This window comes from Proteus penneri, from assembly GCF_003144535.1.
GTDB classification, from domain to species: Bacteria; Pseudomonadota; Gammaproteobacteria; order Enterobacterales; family Enterobacteriaceae; genus Proteus; species Proteus penneri.
The window spans coordinates 135,589-150,232 of record NZ_PHFJ01000013.1; the positions used below are offsets into that span (position 1 = coordinate 135,589).

Annotated in this window: 13 protein-coding genes; 10 read left to right on the plus strand and 3 right to left on the minus strand. The window is 39.4% G+C overall.

The genetic code is table 11. The features are described from left to right. Positions 1 to 48 precede the first annotated feature (48 nt). From mog to dnaJ, 3 genes are all read left to right on the plus strand, one after another. Positions 49 to 636 (plus strand): molybdopterin adenylyltransferase, encoded by a 588-nt coding sequence (gene mog, locus CUB63_RS15335; RefSeq protein ID WP_006535239.1) that lies wholly within the window; start codon positions 49 to 51, stop codon positions 634 to 636. Positions 637 to 1,118: 482 nt separating this feature from the next. After that, the gene (dnaK, locus tag CUB63_RS15340; protein ID WP_109848425.1) at positions 1,119 to 3,044 is read left to right on the plus strand and encodes a molecular chaperone DnaK; all 1,926 of its coding nucleotides are present in this window, start codon (positions 1,119 to 1,121) and stop codon (positions 3,042 to 3,044) included. Positions 3,045 to 3,148: 104 nt separating this feature from the next. Then, positions 3,149 to 4,288 (plus strand): molecular chaperone DnaJ, encoded by a 1,140-nt coding sequence (gene dnaJ, locus CUB63_RS15345; RefSeq protein WP_072063726.1) that lies wholly within the window; start codon positions 3,149 to 3,151, stop codon positions 4,286 to 4,288. A 74-nt stretch (positions 4,289 to 4,362) separates the two neighbouring features. Here dnaJ and CUB63_RS15350 read toward each other — a convergent pair whose 3' ends face one another. Continuing rightward, complete coding sequence (locus tag CUB63_RS15350; protein ID WP_109848426.1) at positions 4,363 to 5,208, minus strand: DMT family transporter; 846 nt, start codon at positions 5,206 to 5,208, stop codon at positions 4,363 to 4,365. Positions 5,209 to 5,650: 442 nt separating this feature from the next. Between CUB63_RS15350 and nhaA the strand changes: the two genes are divergently transcribed. Beyond that, the gene (gene nhaA, locus CUB63_RS15355; RefSeq protein ID WP_006535229.1) at positions 5,651 to 6,829 is read left to right on the plus strand and encodes a Na+/H+ antiporter NhaA; all 1,179 of its coding nucleotides are present in this window, start codon (positions 5,651 to 5,653) and stop codon (positions 6,827 to 6,829) included. Between the two features lie 191 nt (positions 6,830 to 7,020). Further along, a complete protein-coding gene (nhaR, locus tag CUB63_RS15360; protein ID WP_109848427.1) occupies positions 7,021 to 7,941 on the plus strand; it encodes a transcriptional activator NhaR in 921 nt (306 codons plus the stop codon). A gap of 74 nt (positions 7,942 to 8,015) precedes the next feature. Here nhaR and rpsT read toward each other — a convergent pair whose 3' ends face one another. Continuing rightward, positions 8,016 to 8,276, minus strand: coding sequence for a 30S ribosomal protein S20 (rpsT, locus tag CUB63_RS15365; RefSeq protein WP_004248964.1), 261 nt, complete (start codon positions 8,274 to 8,276; stop codon positions 8,016 to 8,018). A 430-nt stretch (positions 8,277 to 8,706) separates the two neighbouring features. Here rpsT and ribF point away from each other — a divergent pair, with 430 nt between their 5' ends. The 5 genes from ribF to ispH all read left to right on the plus strand — a co-directional run bounded on the left by ribF (position 8,707) and on the right by ispH (position 14,482). Then, positions 8,707 to 9,648 (plus strand): bifunctional riboflavin kinase/FAD synthetase, encoded by a 942-nt coding sequence (gene ribF, locus CUB63_RS15375; protein ID WP_072063723.1) that lies wholly within the window; start codon positions 8,707 to 8,709, stop codon positions 9,646 to 9,648. A 29-nt stretch (positions 9,649 to 9,677) separates the two neighbouring features. Next, positions 9,678 to 12,488 carry an isoleucine--tRNA ligase gene (gene ileS / locus CUB63_RS15380; RefSeq protein WP_109848428.1) on the plus strand — a complete coding sequence of 937 codons (2,811 nt, stop codon included), beginning with the start codon at positions 9,678 to 9,680 and terminating at the stop codon, positions 12,486 to 12,488. A 3-nt stretch (positions 12,489 to 12,491) separates the two neighbouring features. After that, entirely contained in the window at positions 12,492 to 13,007 is a 516-nt protein-coding gene (lspA, locus tag CUB63_RS15385; RefSeq protein WP_109848429.1) for a signal peptidase II, read from the plus strand. A gap of 70 nt (positions 13,008 to 13,077) precedes the next feature. After that, complete coding sequence (fkpB, locus tag CUB63_RS15390) at positions 13,078 to 13,548, plus strand: FKBP-type peptidyl-prolyl cis-trans isomerase (protein ID WP_006535221.1); 471 nt, start codon at positions 13,078 to 13,080, stop codon at positions 13,546 to 13,548. After that, positions 13,529 to 14,482: a 4-hydroxy-3-methylbut-2-enyl diphosphate reductase gene (gene ispH / locus CUB63_RS15395; protein WP_109848430.1), complete on the plus strand. Its 954-nt coding sequence runs from the start codon at positions 13,529 to 13,531 to the stop codon at positions 14,480 to 14,482. Before fkpB ends, ispH begins: the two co-directional genes overlap by 20 nt. 76 nt (positions 14,483 to 14,558) lie before the next feature. Here the strand turns inward: ispH and CUB63_RS15400 are convergent. Further along, a partial coding sequence (locus tag CUB63_RS15400) for an IS3 family transposase (RefSeq protein ID WP_157955987.1) occupies positions 14,559 to 14,644 on the minus strand: 86 nt, incomplete at its 5' end.

Genomic DNA, 14,644 nt, shown 5'->3' on the forward strand with positions numbered 1-14,644 from the left:
TAATATCTGCGCGCAAGTTAGACGGTGATTGATTAATTGAGGTTTGATATGAACGAATTACGCATAGGGTTAGTTTCTGTTTCTGATCGCGCATCCAGTGGGATTTATGAAGATAAAGGCTTACCCGCTTTAGAAGCTTGGCTAAAAGCCGCATTAATAACGCCTTTTCATATCGAATCCCGCTTAATTCCTGATGAACAACTTATGATTGAGCAAACATTGTGTGAACTAGTTGATGAAGCTGGTTGTCATTTAGTGTTAACTACAGGGGGAACGGGGCCTGCTCGCCGTGATGTTACGCCTGATGCCACATTAGCAATTGCCGATAGAGAAATGCCAGGTTTTGGTGAGCAGATGCGTCAAATTAGTTTGAAGTTTGTACCTACCGCTATTTTATCTCGCCAAGTTGGTGTTATCCGTAACCAAGCGTTAATTCTAAATCTACCAGGCCAACCTAAAGCCATTGCAGAAACGTTAGAAGGATTAAAAGATAACGAGGGTAATGTGATTGTTAGCGGTATTTTTGCCAGTGTACCGTACTGTATTCAATTGCTTGATGGCCCTTATGTCGAAACTAATGAAGCTATAGTTGCTGCGTTTAGGCCTAAATCAGCCCGCCGTTCTACTTCAGCGTAAATAATTTAAGAGGTTATTTTTGTCGTCAACTTCTGACTAGGAAACGTGCTAGCTAAGTTGGGATAACACAAAAGTAACCTTATATTTATTTGATATTTTTATTGTTGAAGTTAAAAAACCTTGTTTTTCAAATAATTACAAGCCTTTTTTAAAGGCTGATCTTAAAAATAATTTCAGATAAGTCATAATATTATTTGTATTTAATATAACATATTGAAAAATAATAATTTTTAATTCCCTTCTTATTATCAAACACAAATTTTTCGCATTTTTTGCATTTTTTTTCATTATTCCCCTTGATGAATGTATTTATGACCCCATCTTCTTTTCAACTGCAATTACCACTATTGAGTTGCGTTGATTTTATATCCGCTTCGAGATGATGTTGTTAAGTCTATTAATTTGTGACTTGAAAAATGAATATTCATCCGCATATAGATTGGTAGTCAAATTGATAAAGAATTCTCTTTGGAGGCGTTTAAATGGGTAAAATTATTGGTATTGACCTGGGTACAACTAACTCTTGTGTTGCTGTAATGGACGGCAAAAATGCCCGGGTTATTGAAAACGCTGAAGGTGATCGCACAACGCCTTCAATCGTTGCTTATGCACAAGATGGTGAAATCTTAGTTGGTCAACCTGCAAAACGTCAGGCTGTCACTAATCCACAAAATACTTTATTTGCCATCAAGCGTTTAATTGGTCGTCGTTTTGAAGATGCTGAAGTTCAGCGTGACGTTGCTATCATGCCTTACAAAATCGTAAAAGCTGATAACGGTGATGCTTGGATTGAAGCGCGTAACGAAAAAATGGCTCCACCACAAGTTTCTGCTGAAGTCCTGAAAAAAATGAAGAAAACAGCAGAAGACTATTTAGGTGAAGCAGTTACTGAGGCAGTAATTACCGTTCCTGCTTACTTTAACGATGCTCAACGTCAAGCAACTAAAGATGCGGGCCGTATCGCAGGTCTTGAAGTTAAACGTATTATTAACGAACCAACAGCGGCTGCTCTGGCTTATGGCTTAGATCGTGAAGTGGGTAACCGTACTATCGCAGTTTATGACTTAGGTGGTGGTACATTCGATATCTCTATCATCGAAATCGATGAAGTTGATGGCGAAAAAACCTATGAAGTTCTGTCAACCAATGGTGATACTCACTTAGGTGGTGAAGACTTCGATAGCCGTTTAATTAACTACTTAGTTGATGAATTTAAGAAAGAACAAGGCATTGATCTGCGCAATGATCCATTAGCAATGCAACGTCTGAAAGAAGCAGCAGAAAAAGCGAAAATCGAATTATCTTCTGCACAACAAACAGATGTTAACTTGCCATATGTCACAGCGGATGCAACAGGCCCTAAACACTTAAATATCAAAGTAACTCGTGCAAAATTAGAATCTTTAGTTGAAGATTTAGTTAAGCGTTCAATGGAACCAGTACGTGTTGCATTAGAAGATGCTGGCCTGAAAGTAAGTGAAGTTAACGACGTTATTCTGGTTGGTGGTCAAACTCGTATGCCAATGGTTCAGAAAACTGTTGCTGATTTCTTTGGTAAAGAGCCACGTAAAGACGTTAACCCTGATGAAGCGGTTGCAATGGGTGCTGCTGTTCAAGGCGGTGTATTAGCGGGTGATGTTAAAGACGTTCTGTTACTTGACGTAACTCCACTGTCTTTAGGTATCGAAACAATGGGTGGTGTAATGACTTCCCTGATTGCGAAAAATACCACAATCCCAACTAAACATAGCCAAGTGTTCTCTACCGCAGAAGATAACCAATCTGCTGTAACTATTCACGTATTACAAGGTGAACGTAAACGTGCTAGTGATAACAAATCACTGGGTCAATTTAACTTAGATGGTATTCAGGCTGCGCCACGCGGTATGCCACAAATCGAAGTGACTTTTGATATCGATGCTGATGGTATCTTGCATGTATCAGCGAAAGATAAAAACAGTGGTCGTGAGCAAAACATCACAATCAAAGCATCTTCTGGTTTAAATGAAGATGAAATCCAAAAAATGGTTCGTGATGCAGAAGCAAACGCAGAAGCTGACCGTAAGTTTGAAGAATTAGTACAAACTCGTAACCAAGCAGACCAATTAGTTCACGGTACACGTAAACAAATTGAAGAAGCGGGTGATAAATTACCAGCGAATGATAAAGAAGCTATCGAAAAAGCGGTAAGCGAGTTAGAAATTGCTTCTAAAGGCGAAGATAAAGACGCTATTGAAGCAAAAATTAAAGCATTAGTTGAAGCTTCTGAAAAACTGCTAGAAATCGCACAACAACAAGCTCAAGCAGGCGCAGCAGGTAATGCCGCAGATGTGGATGCAAGTGCGAAGAAAGATGATGATGTTGTCGATGCAGAATTTGAAGAAGTTGACGGCAAAGACAAGAAATAATGCCCTTAACGGGCCACGGTAACTCACTGTGAATAGTTACTGATACCGAACACGGGCGTCGAGGAAACTCAACGCCCGTGTGCTTATGTCAAGGGTAATCTAGAATGGCAAAAAGAGATTTTTACGAAGTTCTCGGTTTAAGCAAAAACGCCGATGAAAAAGAAATTAAACGTGCATATAAGCGTTTAGCAATGAAATATCACCCAGACCGAAATCAAGGTGATAAAGAGTCAGAAATAAAATTTAAAGAAATCAAAGAAGCCTATGAGATCTTAAGTGATGCTCAAAAGCGCGCTGCTTATGATCAATATGGTCATGCTGCATTTGAACAAGGTGGATTTGGTGGTCAAGGCGGCGGTGGCTTCGGTGGCGGAGCTGACTTCGGTGACATCTTTGGCGATGTATTTGGCGATATTTTTGGTGGTGGTCGCCGTCAACAACGCGCAGCGCGTGGTTCTGACTTACAATACAACATGGATCTAACCCTTGAAGAAGCGGTTCGTGGTGTTACTAAAGAAATTCGTATACCAACACTAGAAACATGTGACAAATGTCATGGTAGCGGTGCTAAAGAAGGTACATCAGCAGAAACCTGTTCTACTTGTCATGGCGCTGGTCAGGTTCATTTACGTCAAGGTTTCTTCACTGTACAGCAAACATGCCCAACTTGTCATGGTCGCGGTAAAGTGATTAAAGAGCCTTGCTCTAAATGTCATGGTGATGGTCGTGTTGAACGTTCTAAAACACTGTCTGTCAAAATTCCGGCCGGTGTTGATACTGGCGACCGTATTCGCTTAAGTGGTGAAGGTGAAGCTGGTGAAAACGGTGCACCTGCAGGTGATTTATACGTACAGGTTCATGTTCGTCAACATCATATTTTTGAACGTGATGGCAATAATCTTTACTGTGAAGTCCCTATTAACTTCGCCATTGCTGCTTTAGGTGGCGAGATTGAAGTCCCAACACTTGATGGCCGTGTGAAACTTAAAATTCCAGCAGAAACACAAACTGGCAAAATGTTCCGCATGAAAGGTAAAGGTGTTAAATCAGTACGTAGTAGTAGTATTGGTGACTTGATGTGCCGTGTTGTGGTTGAAACACCTGTTAAACTCAATGAGAAACAAAAAGAGTTAATACAACAATTGGGTGAATCATTCGGCGGAAAGAGTGGTGAAAAAAATACCCCTCGTTCTAAAACTTTCTTAGATGGTGTGAAAAAATTCTTTGATGATTTAACCAAATAATTTTTCTTATCACTTTCAAAAAGGTCTGATGATGAATCCTATCATCAGGCCTTTTTATTTAATGATGTTTAATATTATCCCATTTTGATAGCAACAATACCCGCTAAAATCACTAAACACGCCAATAGTTGTTTACGGTTAAATTGCTCTTTTAACAGATAGACAGATAAGATCATGGCAAATAATACACTGGTTTCTCTTAAAGCAGCCACAAGTACGATAGAAGCATGACTCATTGCCCATATCACAATTCCATAGCTTACCAATTGCATAAGCCCACCTAAAAATGCGGGTTTCCAATAATCCTTTATTTTGGTTTTTAAATGCTGGCGATAACGGAGCCAAGCAAGTAAATACATTGCGATGCCATTTAAAAAGAAGAGCCATAAAATATAAGCAAATGGTGTTTCACCTACACGAGAGCCATTCCCATCAGATAAAGTATAACTTGCGGTAAATAATGCGGTCAGCAGAGCAAAAAAGAGTGCATCTTTACGTAAGTTAAATGCAGCTATTTTCCTACTGCGTGAGATAAGGATAATACCCAAAATGATAAGTAAAATGCCTAGTAAGCCAGCGATTGGTAGTGTTTCATGAAAGAGAAAAAAGCCAAGAAAAGCAGTCATTAATGGCGCACTACCACGAGAGATAGGATAGACCTGATTAAAATCAGCCAAGGTATAACAACGGCTTAAAGAGAGTGTGTAACCCACATGAAATAAAACAGAAAGGGCAAGCCATTTCCATGCGCCAACATCAGGGAGTCCGATCCAAAATAGGGAGGGTAATGTTACAACACCAGAAAAAAAAGTCAGTAGCGAGATCCCTAGAAATCGATCATTGCCTACTTTAACTAATGCATTCCAACATGCATGAAAGATAGCAGCAAATAAAACGGCAATAAAAACAGTAATCGACATATTGATAGAAACCTTAATGAAAAAAGGGTAATTTTTAATAAAACAATAGCACAATGGTCAAACAGTAAATATGCGGCTACTTCTTTTTATCTTCTGAGCTGGTTCAAAAGGTGAAGAATAGCAGTTCTCTTTATTCAGTAATAAAAATTGATATGTTTGATCTATTTTATCAATTGGTATGATTTATCAAAAAAGATACTTGTTTTTACTTAATTATAAAAAATATTATTTATATTCAATGTCTTATTTTTTATGTTCTTAATTCTTGTTGTTTTTGTTTTATTGAAAAATTATGTTGATGAATTGATACTATTCATCTTATTTTTCTTATTATTTCTTTTTCAATTCGAGTAATTCGAGTTATTATCCATAAATAATCTGTTTTTTACGAATTCATAATTAGCATATTATTAACAAGATTAGTGATTTCGAGGTTAATATTATGACGGCAATTATTAGACAATTTTTGAGATTAGAGGCGTCAGGCGGTATTCTTCTGATTATTGCTGCTATTATCGCATTGATTATGGCGAATACACCTCTAAGTGCTTTGTATAATGAGTTTTTATCTATTCCTATTATGATCAAATTCGGCGCGTTCGAACTTGATAAGCCATTATTGCTTTGGGTAAATGATGCATTAATGGCGATCTTTTTCTTAGTGGTAGGACTGGAAGTTAAACGCGAATTAAAAGAAGGGTCTTTGGCTCAGCGTGATAGAGCCATTTTCCCAGCAATAGCTGCAATGGGAGGGATGTTAGCACCGGCATTGGTTTATTTGATGTTTAATCATACTGATGCCATTGGACAGCAAGGATGGGCAATTCCAGCAGCAACAGATATTGCTTTTGCTTTAGGTGTTATGGCGTTACTTGGCAAGCGTGTCCCTGTTGAGTTAAAAGTATTCTTATTAGCATTAGCTATCATTGATGACTTAGGCGTTATTGTGATTATTGCGCTCTTTTATTCAAAGAGTATTGCACTAATTCCTCTCGCTCTGGCTGGTTTGATAGTGATTACTCTGGGCATAATGAATTGGCGTAAAGTGGGTAATACGGCTGCTTATTTAATTCTTGGGTTCATCTTGTGGGTGTGTATTTTAAAATCAGGTATTCATGCAACGATTGCTGGTGTGATTGTTGGATTTCTCATCCCGTTAAGAAATAAAGAAGGTGATTCTCCTTCTGAAGAATTAGAGCATGTGTTACACCCTTGGGTTGCCTATTTTATTTTACCGCTATTTGCATTTAGTAACGCAGGGGTTTCTTTAAATGGCGTAACCTTTGATGGCATATTATCTGCTTTACCGTTGGGTATTGCGTTAGGTCTATTTTTAGGTAAGCCGATTGGAATTTTCCTCTTTAGTTGGGTTTCGGTAAAACTAGGCATTGCAAAATTACCAGATGCGATTAACCTTAAACAAATATTTGCAGTATCTGTGCTATGTGGTATCGGTTTTACTATGTCTATCTTTATTGCTGGATTAGCATTTGATGGCGCGGATGAAGCTTATAATACCTACTCTAAGCTTGGTATTTTAGTGGGTTCAACAGTAGCCGCTGTTGTGGGGTATTTGTTACTTCGTTCTGTTTTACCGAAGTTAAAAACGAAATCAATATAAGGAAACTTATTACGGATTTGAGTTTCTCAACACAATAAATACCGAGCTATAATATTTAAACCTACGGTGCAATACAGTGTATTGTGCCGTAGGTGTTTTTATGAGGATTGGATGCAAGGAAAGCCAATCGCAAACTAATGCGTTATTACATAGTCTGTGTTTGAAACACAGAAGTTGAAAGGAAGATAACTATGCGGGTGTCACATCTCAATTTTAATCATCTTTATTATTTTTGGCATGTGTGTAAAGAAGGCTCTGTTGTCGGTGCGGCGCAAGCGTTGTATCTGACACCTCAGACAATTACAGGGCAAATTAAAGCATTAGAAGAAAGATTGGGTGGCAAGTTATTTAAACGCCAAGGAAGGGGGGTTGTTCCTTCAGAATTGGGTCAGCTCATTTTTCGTTATGCCGATAAAATGTTTATGCTCAGCCAAGAAATGCTGGATATCGTCAACTACAGTCGTGAATCGAATTTACTGTTTGATGTCGGTGTTGCGGATGCATTATCAAAACAATTAGTCAGTCGCGTATTAGAAACGGCAGTAATTGATAATGAGCAAATCCATCTGCGTTGTTTTGAATCTACTCATGAGCTGTTATTAGAGCAATTAAGTCAGCATAAACTGGATATGATCTTATCCGATTGTCCTGTGGATTCGTCGCAACAAGAAGGTCTGTTCTCTGTAAAACTTGGCGAATGTAATATGAGCTTTTTTTGTAGCCACCCTCTTCCCGAAAAACCGTTTCCTGAATGCTTAGAAGAGCGAAAGCTCCTCATTCCGGGACGTCGATATATGTTAGGTCGTCATTTATTAACATGGATACGTAATAAAAACCTTCAAGTGGAAATATTGGGTGAGTTTGATGATGCGGCATTAATGAAAGCATTCGGCTTAAATTATAATGCTATCTTTGTAGCGCCTTCGCTGTATACCGATGAAACTTTTGCTCATAGTAATATTGAAGAAATTGGGATGCTTGATACGGTAAAAGAAGAGTACTACGCAATTTTTGCAGAGCGAATGATCCAACATCCCGCGGTTCAACGTGTTTGTAATACTGATTTCTCAGAACTTTTTAATGGAGATAAAAAGCGCGTTACAAATCCATAAATGGGTTGCGGTTAAAAAGTAGAAAACAAAAAAACCGGCATGAGCCGGTTTTTTTATAACACAAGAAAGCAATATTACATTGCTTTGATTTGTGCTTGCAGATTAGCTTTATGACGTGCAGCTTTATTCTTGTGAATTAAGCCTTTAGTTGCCTGACGGTCAACAATTGGTTGCATGTCATTAAATGCTTTTTGTGCTGCTTCTTTATCACCTGAAGCAACTGCTGCGTATACTTTTTTAATGTAAGTACGCATCATAGAACGACGGCTTGCGTTGTGCTGACGACGCTTTTCAGACTGAACCGCACGTTTCTTAGCTGATTTGATATTAGCCAAGTTCCAACTCCCAAATATATTCTAGCGAGGACAAATACAAAGGTGAAGGAATATGCCTTTTCAACCTAAGTTTGTCAATGGATTTATACAAAATTAGCGTCGTTGTACGCGACACTTGTTTCGTTGTGATGGCGCAAGATTTTATCAGTTAAGACGGGTAGAATACAGTCTTTTGAGTGAAAAAATCATCAAAATCGTGTATATGAGTAATAAATAATAGATTCTAATAGGATCTACGGTTGATTTTATGCGATTTTATAACCAAGAAGTGAGTGATAGTCCATTTTTGTTTAATGTGAGTAGTCACATTTAAGAATAATAGTGAATCGACTTGTCGAGATATTACTCATCAATAAACATTGATATATTGGGTTACTCTCAAGCCTTTGACAAGGTATAATCCAATAATTTCCACGGTATTGAGCCAGTTATGGAGCTAATTCGCGGTATACAGAATATTAGAGCGCTACATCATGGTTGCGTTCTGACAATTGGGAATTTTGATGGTGTCCATCGAGGCCATCAGGCATTATTGAAACACTTGAAGCAAGAAGCTTCACAACGAGGGTTACCCACGGTTGTGATGACATTTGAGCCTCAACCGCTTGAGTTTTTTTTACCAGAAAAAGCACCAGCACGTCTGACTCGTTTACGAGATAAGATAAAGTATTTGGCTGAATGCGGTATTGACTACCTTTTGTGTGTCAAATTTGATAAACAATTTGCGGCACAAACCCCAGAGGAATTCGTTTCATCACTATTGGTGAATAAGTTAGGGGTGAAATTTCTTGCTATTGGCGATGACTTTCGCTTTGGCAAAAACCGTGAAGGTGATTTTCACTTCTTACAACAAGCTGGTGAAAGGTATGGATTTGAAGTCGCAAGTACAGAAAGTTATTGCGATAAAGGATTACGTATCAGTAGCACTGCGGTAAGAGAAGCGTTACTCAATGATGATTTAGTTCTTGCTGAATCACTACTAGGCCATCCTTACAGTGTCTGTGGGCGTGTTGTTCATGGTAATGAATTGGGTAGAACCATTGGTTTTCCGACAGCCAATATTCCTATGAAACGCTTAGTTGCACCCGTTAAAGGCGTTTATGCCGTTGATGTCTATTTATCAGATAATCAATCACCTTTACCCGGTGTGGCAAATATCGGAAGTCGTCCTACTGTAAAAGGGAAGGGCGTACAATTAGAAGTTCATTTAATCGACGTTAATATGGATTTATATGGACGTCGTATTGATGTTGTGTTACGAAAGAAATTACGTAATGAACAGCGATTTGCATCACTGGATGCATTAAAGCAGCAAATCGCAGATGATGTGGCTACTGCTAGGGATTTTTTATCGCAGCGGTCGGAGTCATAAACTAGCGGAAAATTGGAACTGAGAATCGAATGAGTGACTATAAAAATACCCTGAACTTACCAGAAACAGGGTTCCCTATGCGCGGGGATTTAGCAAAGCGCGAGCCAGAGATGTTATCCCGTTGGTACAAAGAAGGTTTGTATCAAGCAATTCGTCAGGCTAAAAGTGGTAAGAAAACATTTATTTTGCACGATGGCCCTCCATACGCCAACGGCAATATTCATATTGGTCACTCAGTAAACAAAATTCTCAAAGATATTATTATTAAGTCCAAAGGGCTGTCAGGCTTTGATTCTCCGTACATTCCAGGATGGGATTGTCACGGATTACCTATCGAACTAAAAGTTGAACAAATCGTAGGTAAACCAGGAGAGAAAATATCTGCAGCGCAATTCCGCGAGGAATGCCGTAAATATGCTTACGAGCAAATTGAAGCACAGAAAAAAGATTTTATTCGTTTAGGTGTTCTAGGAGATTGGGAAAAACCTTATCTTACAATGGACTATAAAACGGAAGCGAATACTATCCGTGCATTAGCGCGCATTATCGCAAATGGTCACCTGTTAAAAGGGGCTAAACCTGTTCACTGGTGTACAGCGTGCGGTTCATCGCTGGCAGAAGCTGAAGTTGAATATTACGATAAAACGTCCCCTTCAATTGATGTGCGTTTTACCGCCGTTGATCCAAATGCAGTTGCTGCAAAATTCCATACAACAACAGATAAACCAATTTCTTTGGTTATCTGGACAACAACACCTTGGACGTTACCCGCTAACCGCGCTATCGCCTTAAATGCAGAATTTAATTATGCCTTAGTCTCTTTTGACGACGAGTGTGTGATTTTAGCCTCTGACCTTGTTGAAGGTGTAATGAAGCGTATTGGCGTAACAAGCTGGACTGTTTTAGGCGAATGTAAAGGTGCTGATTTAGAGCTATTGCGATTTAATCATCCATTTATGGGCTTTGATGTACCTGCAATTTTAGGTGATCACGTTACTTTAGAGGCGGGTACAGGTGCTGTTCATACTGCACCAGGCCACGGCCCTGATGATTTCGTTATTGGTCAAAAATACGGTTTAGAAGTCGCAAATCCAGTTGGCCCAAATGGTTGTTACTTAACAGGTACTTATCCAACATTAGATGGTGTTTTTGTTTTTAAAGCGAATGATGTCATCGTTGAATTGCTAAAAGAAAAAGGTGCTCTGTTACATCACGAAGCATTGCAGCACAGTTATCCTTGTTGTTGGAGACATAAAACGCCGGTTATTTTCCGTGCTACACCACAATGGTTTATTGGTATGGATAAAAACGGTTTACGTCAACAATCATTAAAAGAGATCAAAGGTGTTAAATGGATCCCTGATTGGGGTCAAGCACGTATTGAATCAATGGTTGAAAACCGCCCTGACTGGTGTATTTCTCGTCAACGTACTTGGGGTACGCCAATGTCTCTGTTTGTTCATAAAGAGACACAAGAGCCACATCCACGTACTTTAGAGTTGATGGAAGAAGTGGCAAAACGTGTTGAAGTGAGCGGCATTCAAGCGTGGTGGGATTTAGATATCCGTGAAGTGTTGGGTGATGACGCTGACGATTACATGAAAACGCCAGATACACTGGACGTATGGTTTGATTCAGGATCAACACACTCAACAGTTGTTGATGCTCGCCCAGAATACCATGGCAATTCAGCTGATATGTATTTAGAAGGCTCTGACCAACATCGTGGTTGGTTTATGTCCTCACTGATGATCTCGACGGCAATCAAAGGTAAAGCGCCTTATCGTGAAGTGTTAACACACGGTTTTACCGTAGATGGACAAGGTCGTAAAATGTCTAAATCTATCGGTAACACAGTAAGTCCACAAGATGTGATGGATAAACTGGGTGCTGATATCTTACGTCTATGGGTTGCATCAACAGATTATACTGGTGAAATTGCAGTATCTGATGAAATCTTAAAACGTTCTGCGGATACTTATCGCCGTATTCGTAATACTGCGCGCTTCTTCTTAGCTAACTTAAACGGCTTTGATCCTGCTAAACATCAAGTTAAGCCAGAAGAGATGGTAACACTTGACCGTTGGGCTGTAGGCCGTGCGAAAGCAGCACAAGCTGATATTCTAAAACACTATGAAAATTACGATTTCCATAATGTTATTCAGCGCTTAATGCAGTTCTGTTCAGTGGAAATGGGGTCTTTCTACTTAGATATCATCAAAGACAGACAGTACACTGCGAAAAGCGATAGTGTTGCTCGTCGTAGTTGCCAAACTGCGTTATTCCATATCTGTGAAGCATTAGTTCGTTGGATGGCGCCCGTTATGTCGTTTACCGCAGATGAGATCTGGAATGAGTTACCAGGTGAACGTGCAAAATATGTCTTAACGGAAGAATGGTATACCGATTTATTTGGCTTAGATGCGTCAGAAACCTTAAATGATGACTACTGGGCTGAATTACTTGCTGTTCGTGGTGAAGTCAACAAAGTATTAGAGCAAGCTCGCACAGATAAACAACTGCGTGGCTCTTTAGAAGCATCAGTAACACTGTATGCAGATAAAGCTTTAGCCGATAAGTTAAATGCGTTAGGTAACGAACTGCGTTTTGTTTTATTAACATCTCAAGCGAAAGTGGTAGATATTAATGAAGCACCAGAAACGGCATTAGCTTCTGATATGGCGGGTTTAAAAATCGCCTTTAACAAAGCAGATGGCGAAAAATGTCCTCGTTGCTGGCATTATGCGACAGATATCGGTCAAGTAGCGGAACACGCTGAATTATGCGGACGCTGTGTTACTAACGTAGCCGGTAACGGTGAAGAACGTAAGTTTGCTTAATTAATGAAGAAAACACTTTGCTCTACAGGTTTACGCTGGCTATGGCTAGCCGTCGCTGTAGTGGTGTTGGATTTAGGAACGAAACAGTATTTCATGCAGACATTTCGTCTGTATGAATCTGTTGCTGTGATGCCTTTTTTCAACTTCACTTACGCCCATAACTATGGTGCAGCCTTTAGCTTTTTAGCAGATAAAGGGGGATGGCAACGTTGGTTTTTTGCACTGATTGCATTGGCAATCTGCATTACTTTATTAGTAATGATGTATAAAAATAAAGCGAGTGCCAAACTAAGTAACATTGCTTATGCGCTCATTATTGGCGGAGCATTGGGTAATCTTTCTGATCGTCTGATCCATGGGTTTGTCATCGACTTTCTTGATGTTTATGTCGGAGATTGGCACTGGCCTACCTTTAATATTGCTGATATGGGGATTTGTATTGGTGCTGGACTTATTATTATTGAGAGTTTTTTCCCTGATAAAAATGTCAGTCCACAGGATACAAAAAAGCAAAAGTAATCAGATAAGAAGTTAACTAAAATAACCCCTGCCTTATGGCGGGGGTTACGCTTAATAAGAAGGTATTAGTATGGTTATGCAGGTACTCAACGACAGCGCAGTGTTGCTGAATTTCACTTTAAAGTTAGCAGATGGCTCTGTTGCTGAATCTACACAAGCGCATGGTAAACCCGCTCTTTTTCGTTTAGGTGATGAAAGTTTATCACCAGCCTTAGAAGCTGAATTATTGGGATTATCTACGGGAGATAAAAAAACCTTTACGCTTGCGGGTGAGCATCTTTTTGGTAAATACAATCCTGACTTGATCCAATACTTTATGCCTTCTGACTTTGCAGAGTCTGGTGTGCCTGAGGCTGGCACTATTATGCTATTTACAGCAATGAATGGCAGTGAAATGCCAGGCATTGTAAGAGATGTCACTGAAGATTCTGTAACAGTTGACTTTAATCATCCGTTAGCGTCAGAAGAAGTGACATTTGATATTGAAGTTGTCTGTATCAATCCGGAGGAGGAAACAACACATGCAAATACTGCTGGCTAACCCACGAGGCTTTTGTGCTGGTGTTGACCGAGCTATCAGCATTGTTGATCGCGCTCTGGAAATCTATGGCGCGCCTATTTATGTTCGCCACGAGGTTGTTCATAACCGCTATGTCGTTAACGACTTACGTGAACGTGGTGCTATCTTTATTGAAGAAATTTCAGAAGTACCCGATAACGCGATTTTAATTTTTTCGGCTCATGGTGTTTCTCAAGCTATTCGGCAAGAAGCTCGCTCACGTAATTTAACAATGCTTTATGATGCAACTTGCCCATTGGTGACTAAAGTTCATATGGAAGTGGCTAGAGCTAGCCGTAAAGGTAAAGAAGCAATTTTAATAGGTCATGCAGGACACCCTGAAGTTGAAGGCACCATGGGGCAATACAATAACCCTGAAGGGGGAATGTATTTGGTTGAGTCGCCTGCTGATGTTTGGAAATTAGAAGTAAAAGATGAAGATAATCTTTGCTTTATGACTCAAACAACACTTTCTGTAGATGATACATCTGAAGTGATCGATGCTTTAAATGCACGCTTCCCTAAAATTATTGGGCCTCGTAAGGATGATATCTGTTACGCAACAACCAATCGTCAAGAAGCGGCAAGAGAACTTGCTGAAAAAGCGGATGTTGTTTTTGTTGTTGGCTCTAAAAACTCATCAAACTCAAATCGCTTAGCGGAGCTTGCACAGCGAGCGGGTAAGCCTTCTTATCTTATCGATAGCTTTGAAGATATTGATGAATCATGGGTCGCTAATGCAAATATTGTTGGTGTTACAGCAGGCGCTTCAGCGCCTGATATTTTAGTTCAACAAGTATTAGAACGTTTAAAAACCTTTGGTGCTGATGATATGGTCGAATTATCAGGGCGTGAAGAAAATATTGTTTTTGAAGTCCCTAAAGAGCTTCGTCTCGATTATAAAGTTATCGAATAATTTCACTTAAGTGTAATAGTGAATTTAAAAAGCAGAGTGAATAATGAACTGACCCCAATTTATTGGACAGTTTAAATTAGTTAGGTAAAGACTGAGTTCGGTATTGAACTGGGCTCAGTCCTTTTAATTTTATCTTGATCCGTTCAGTATTGTAATACTTGA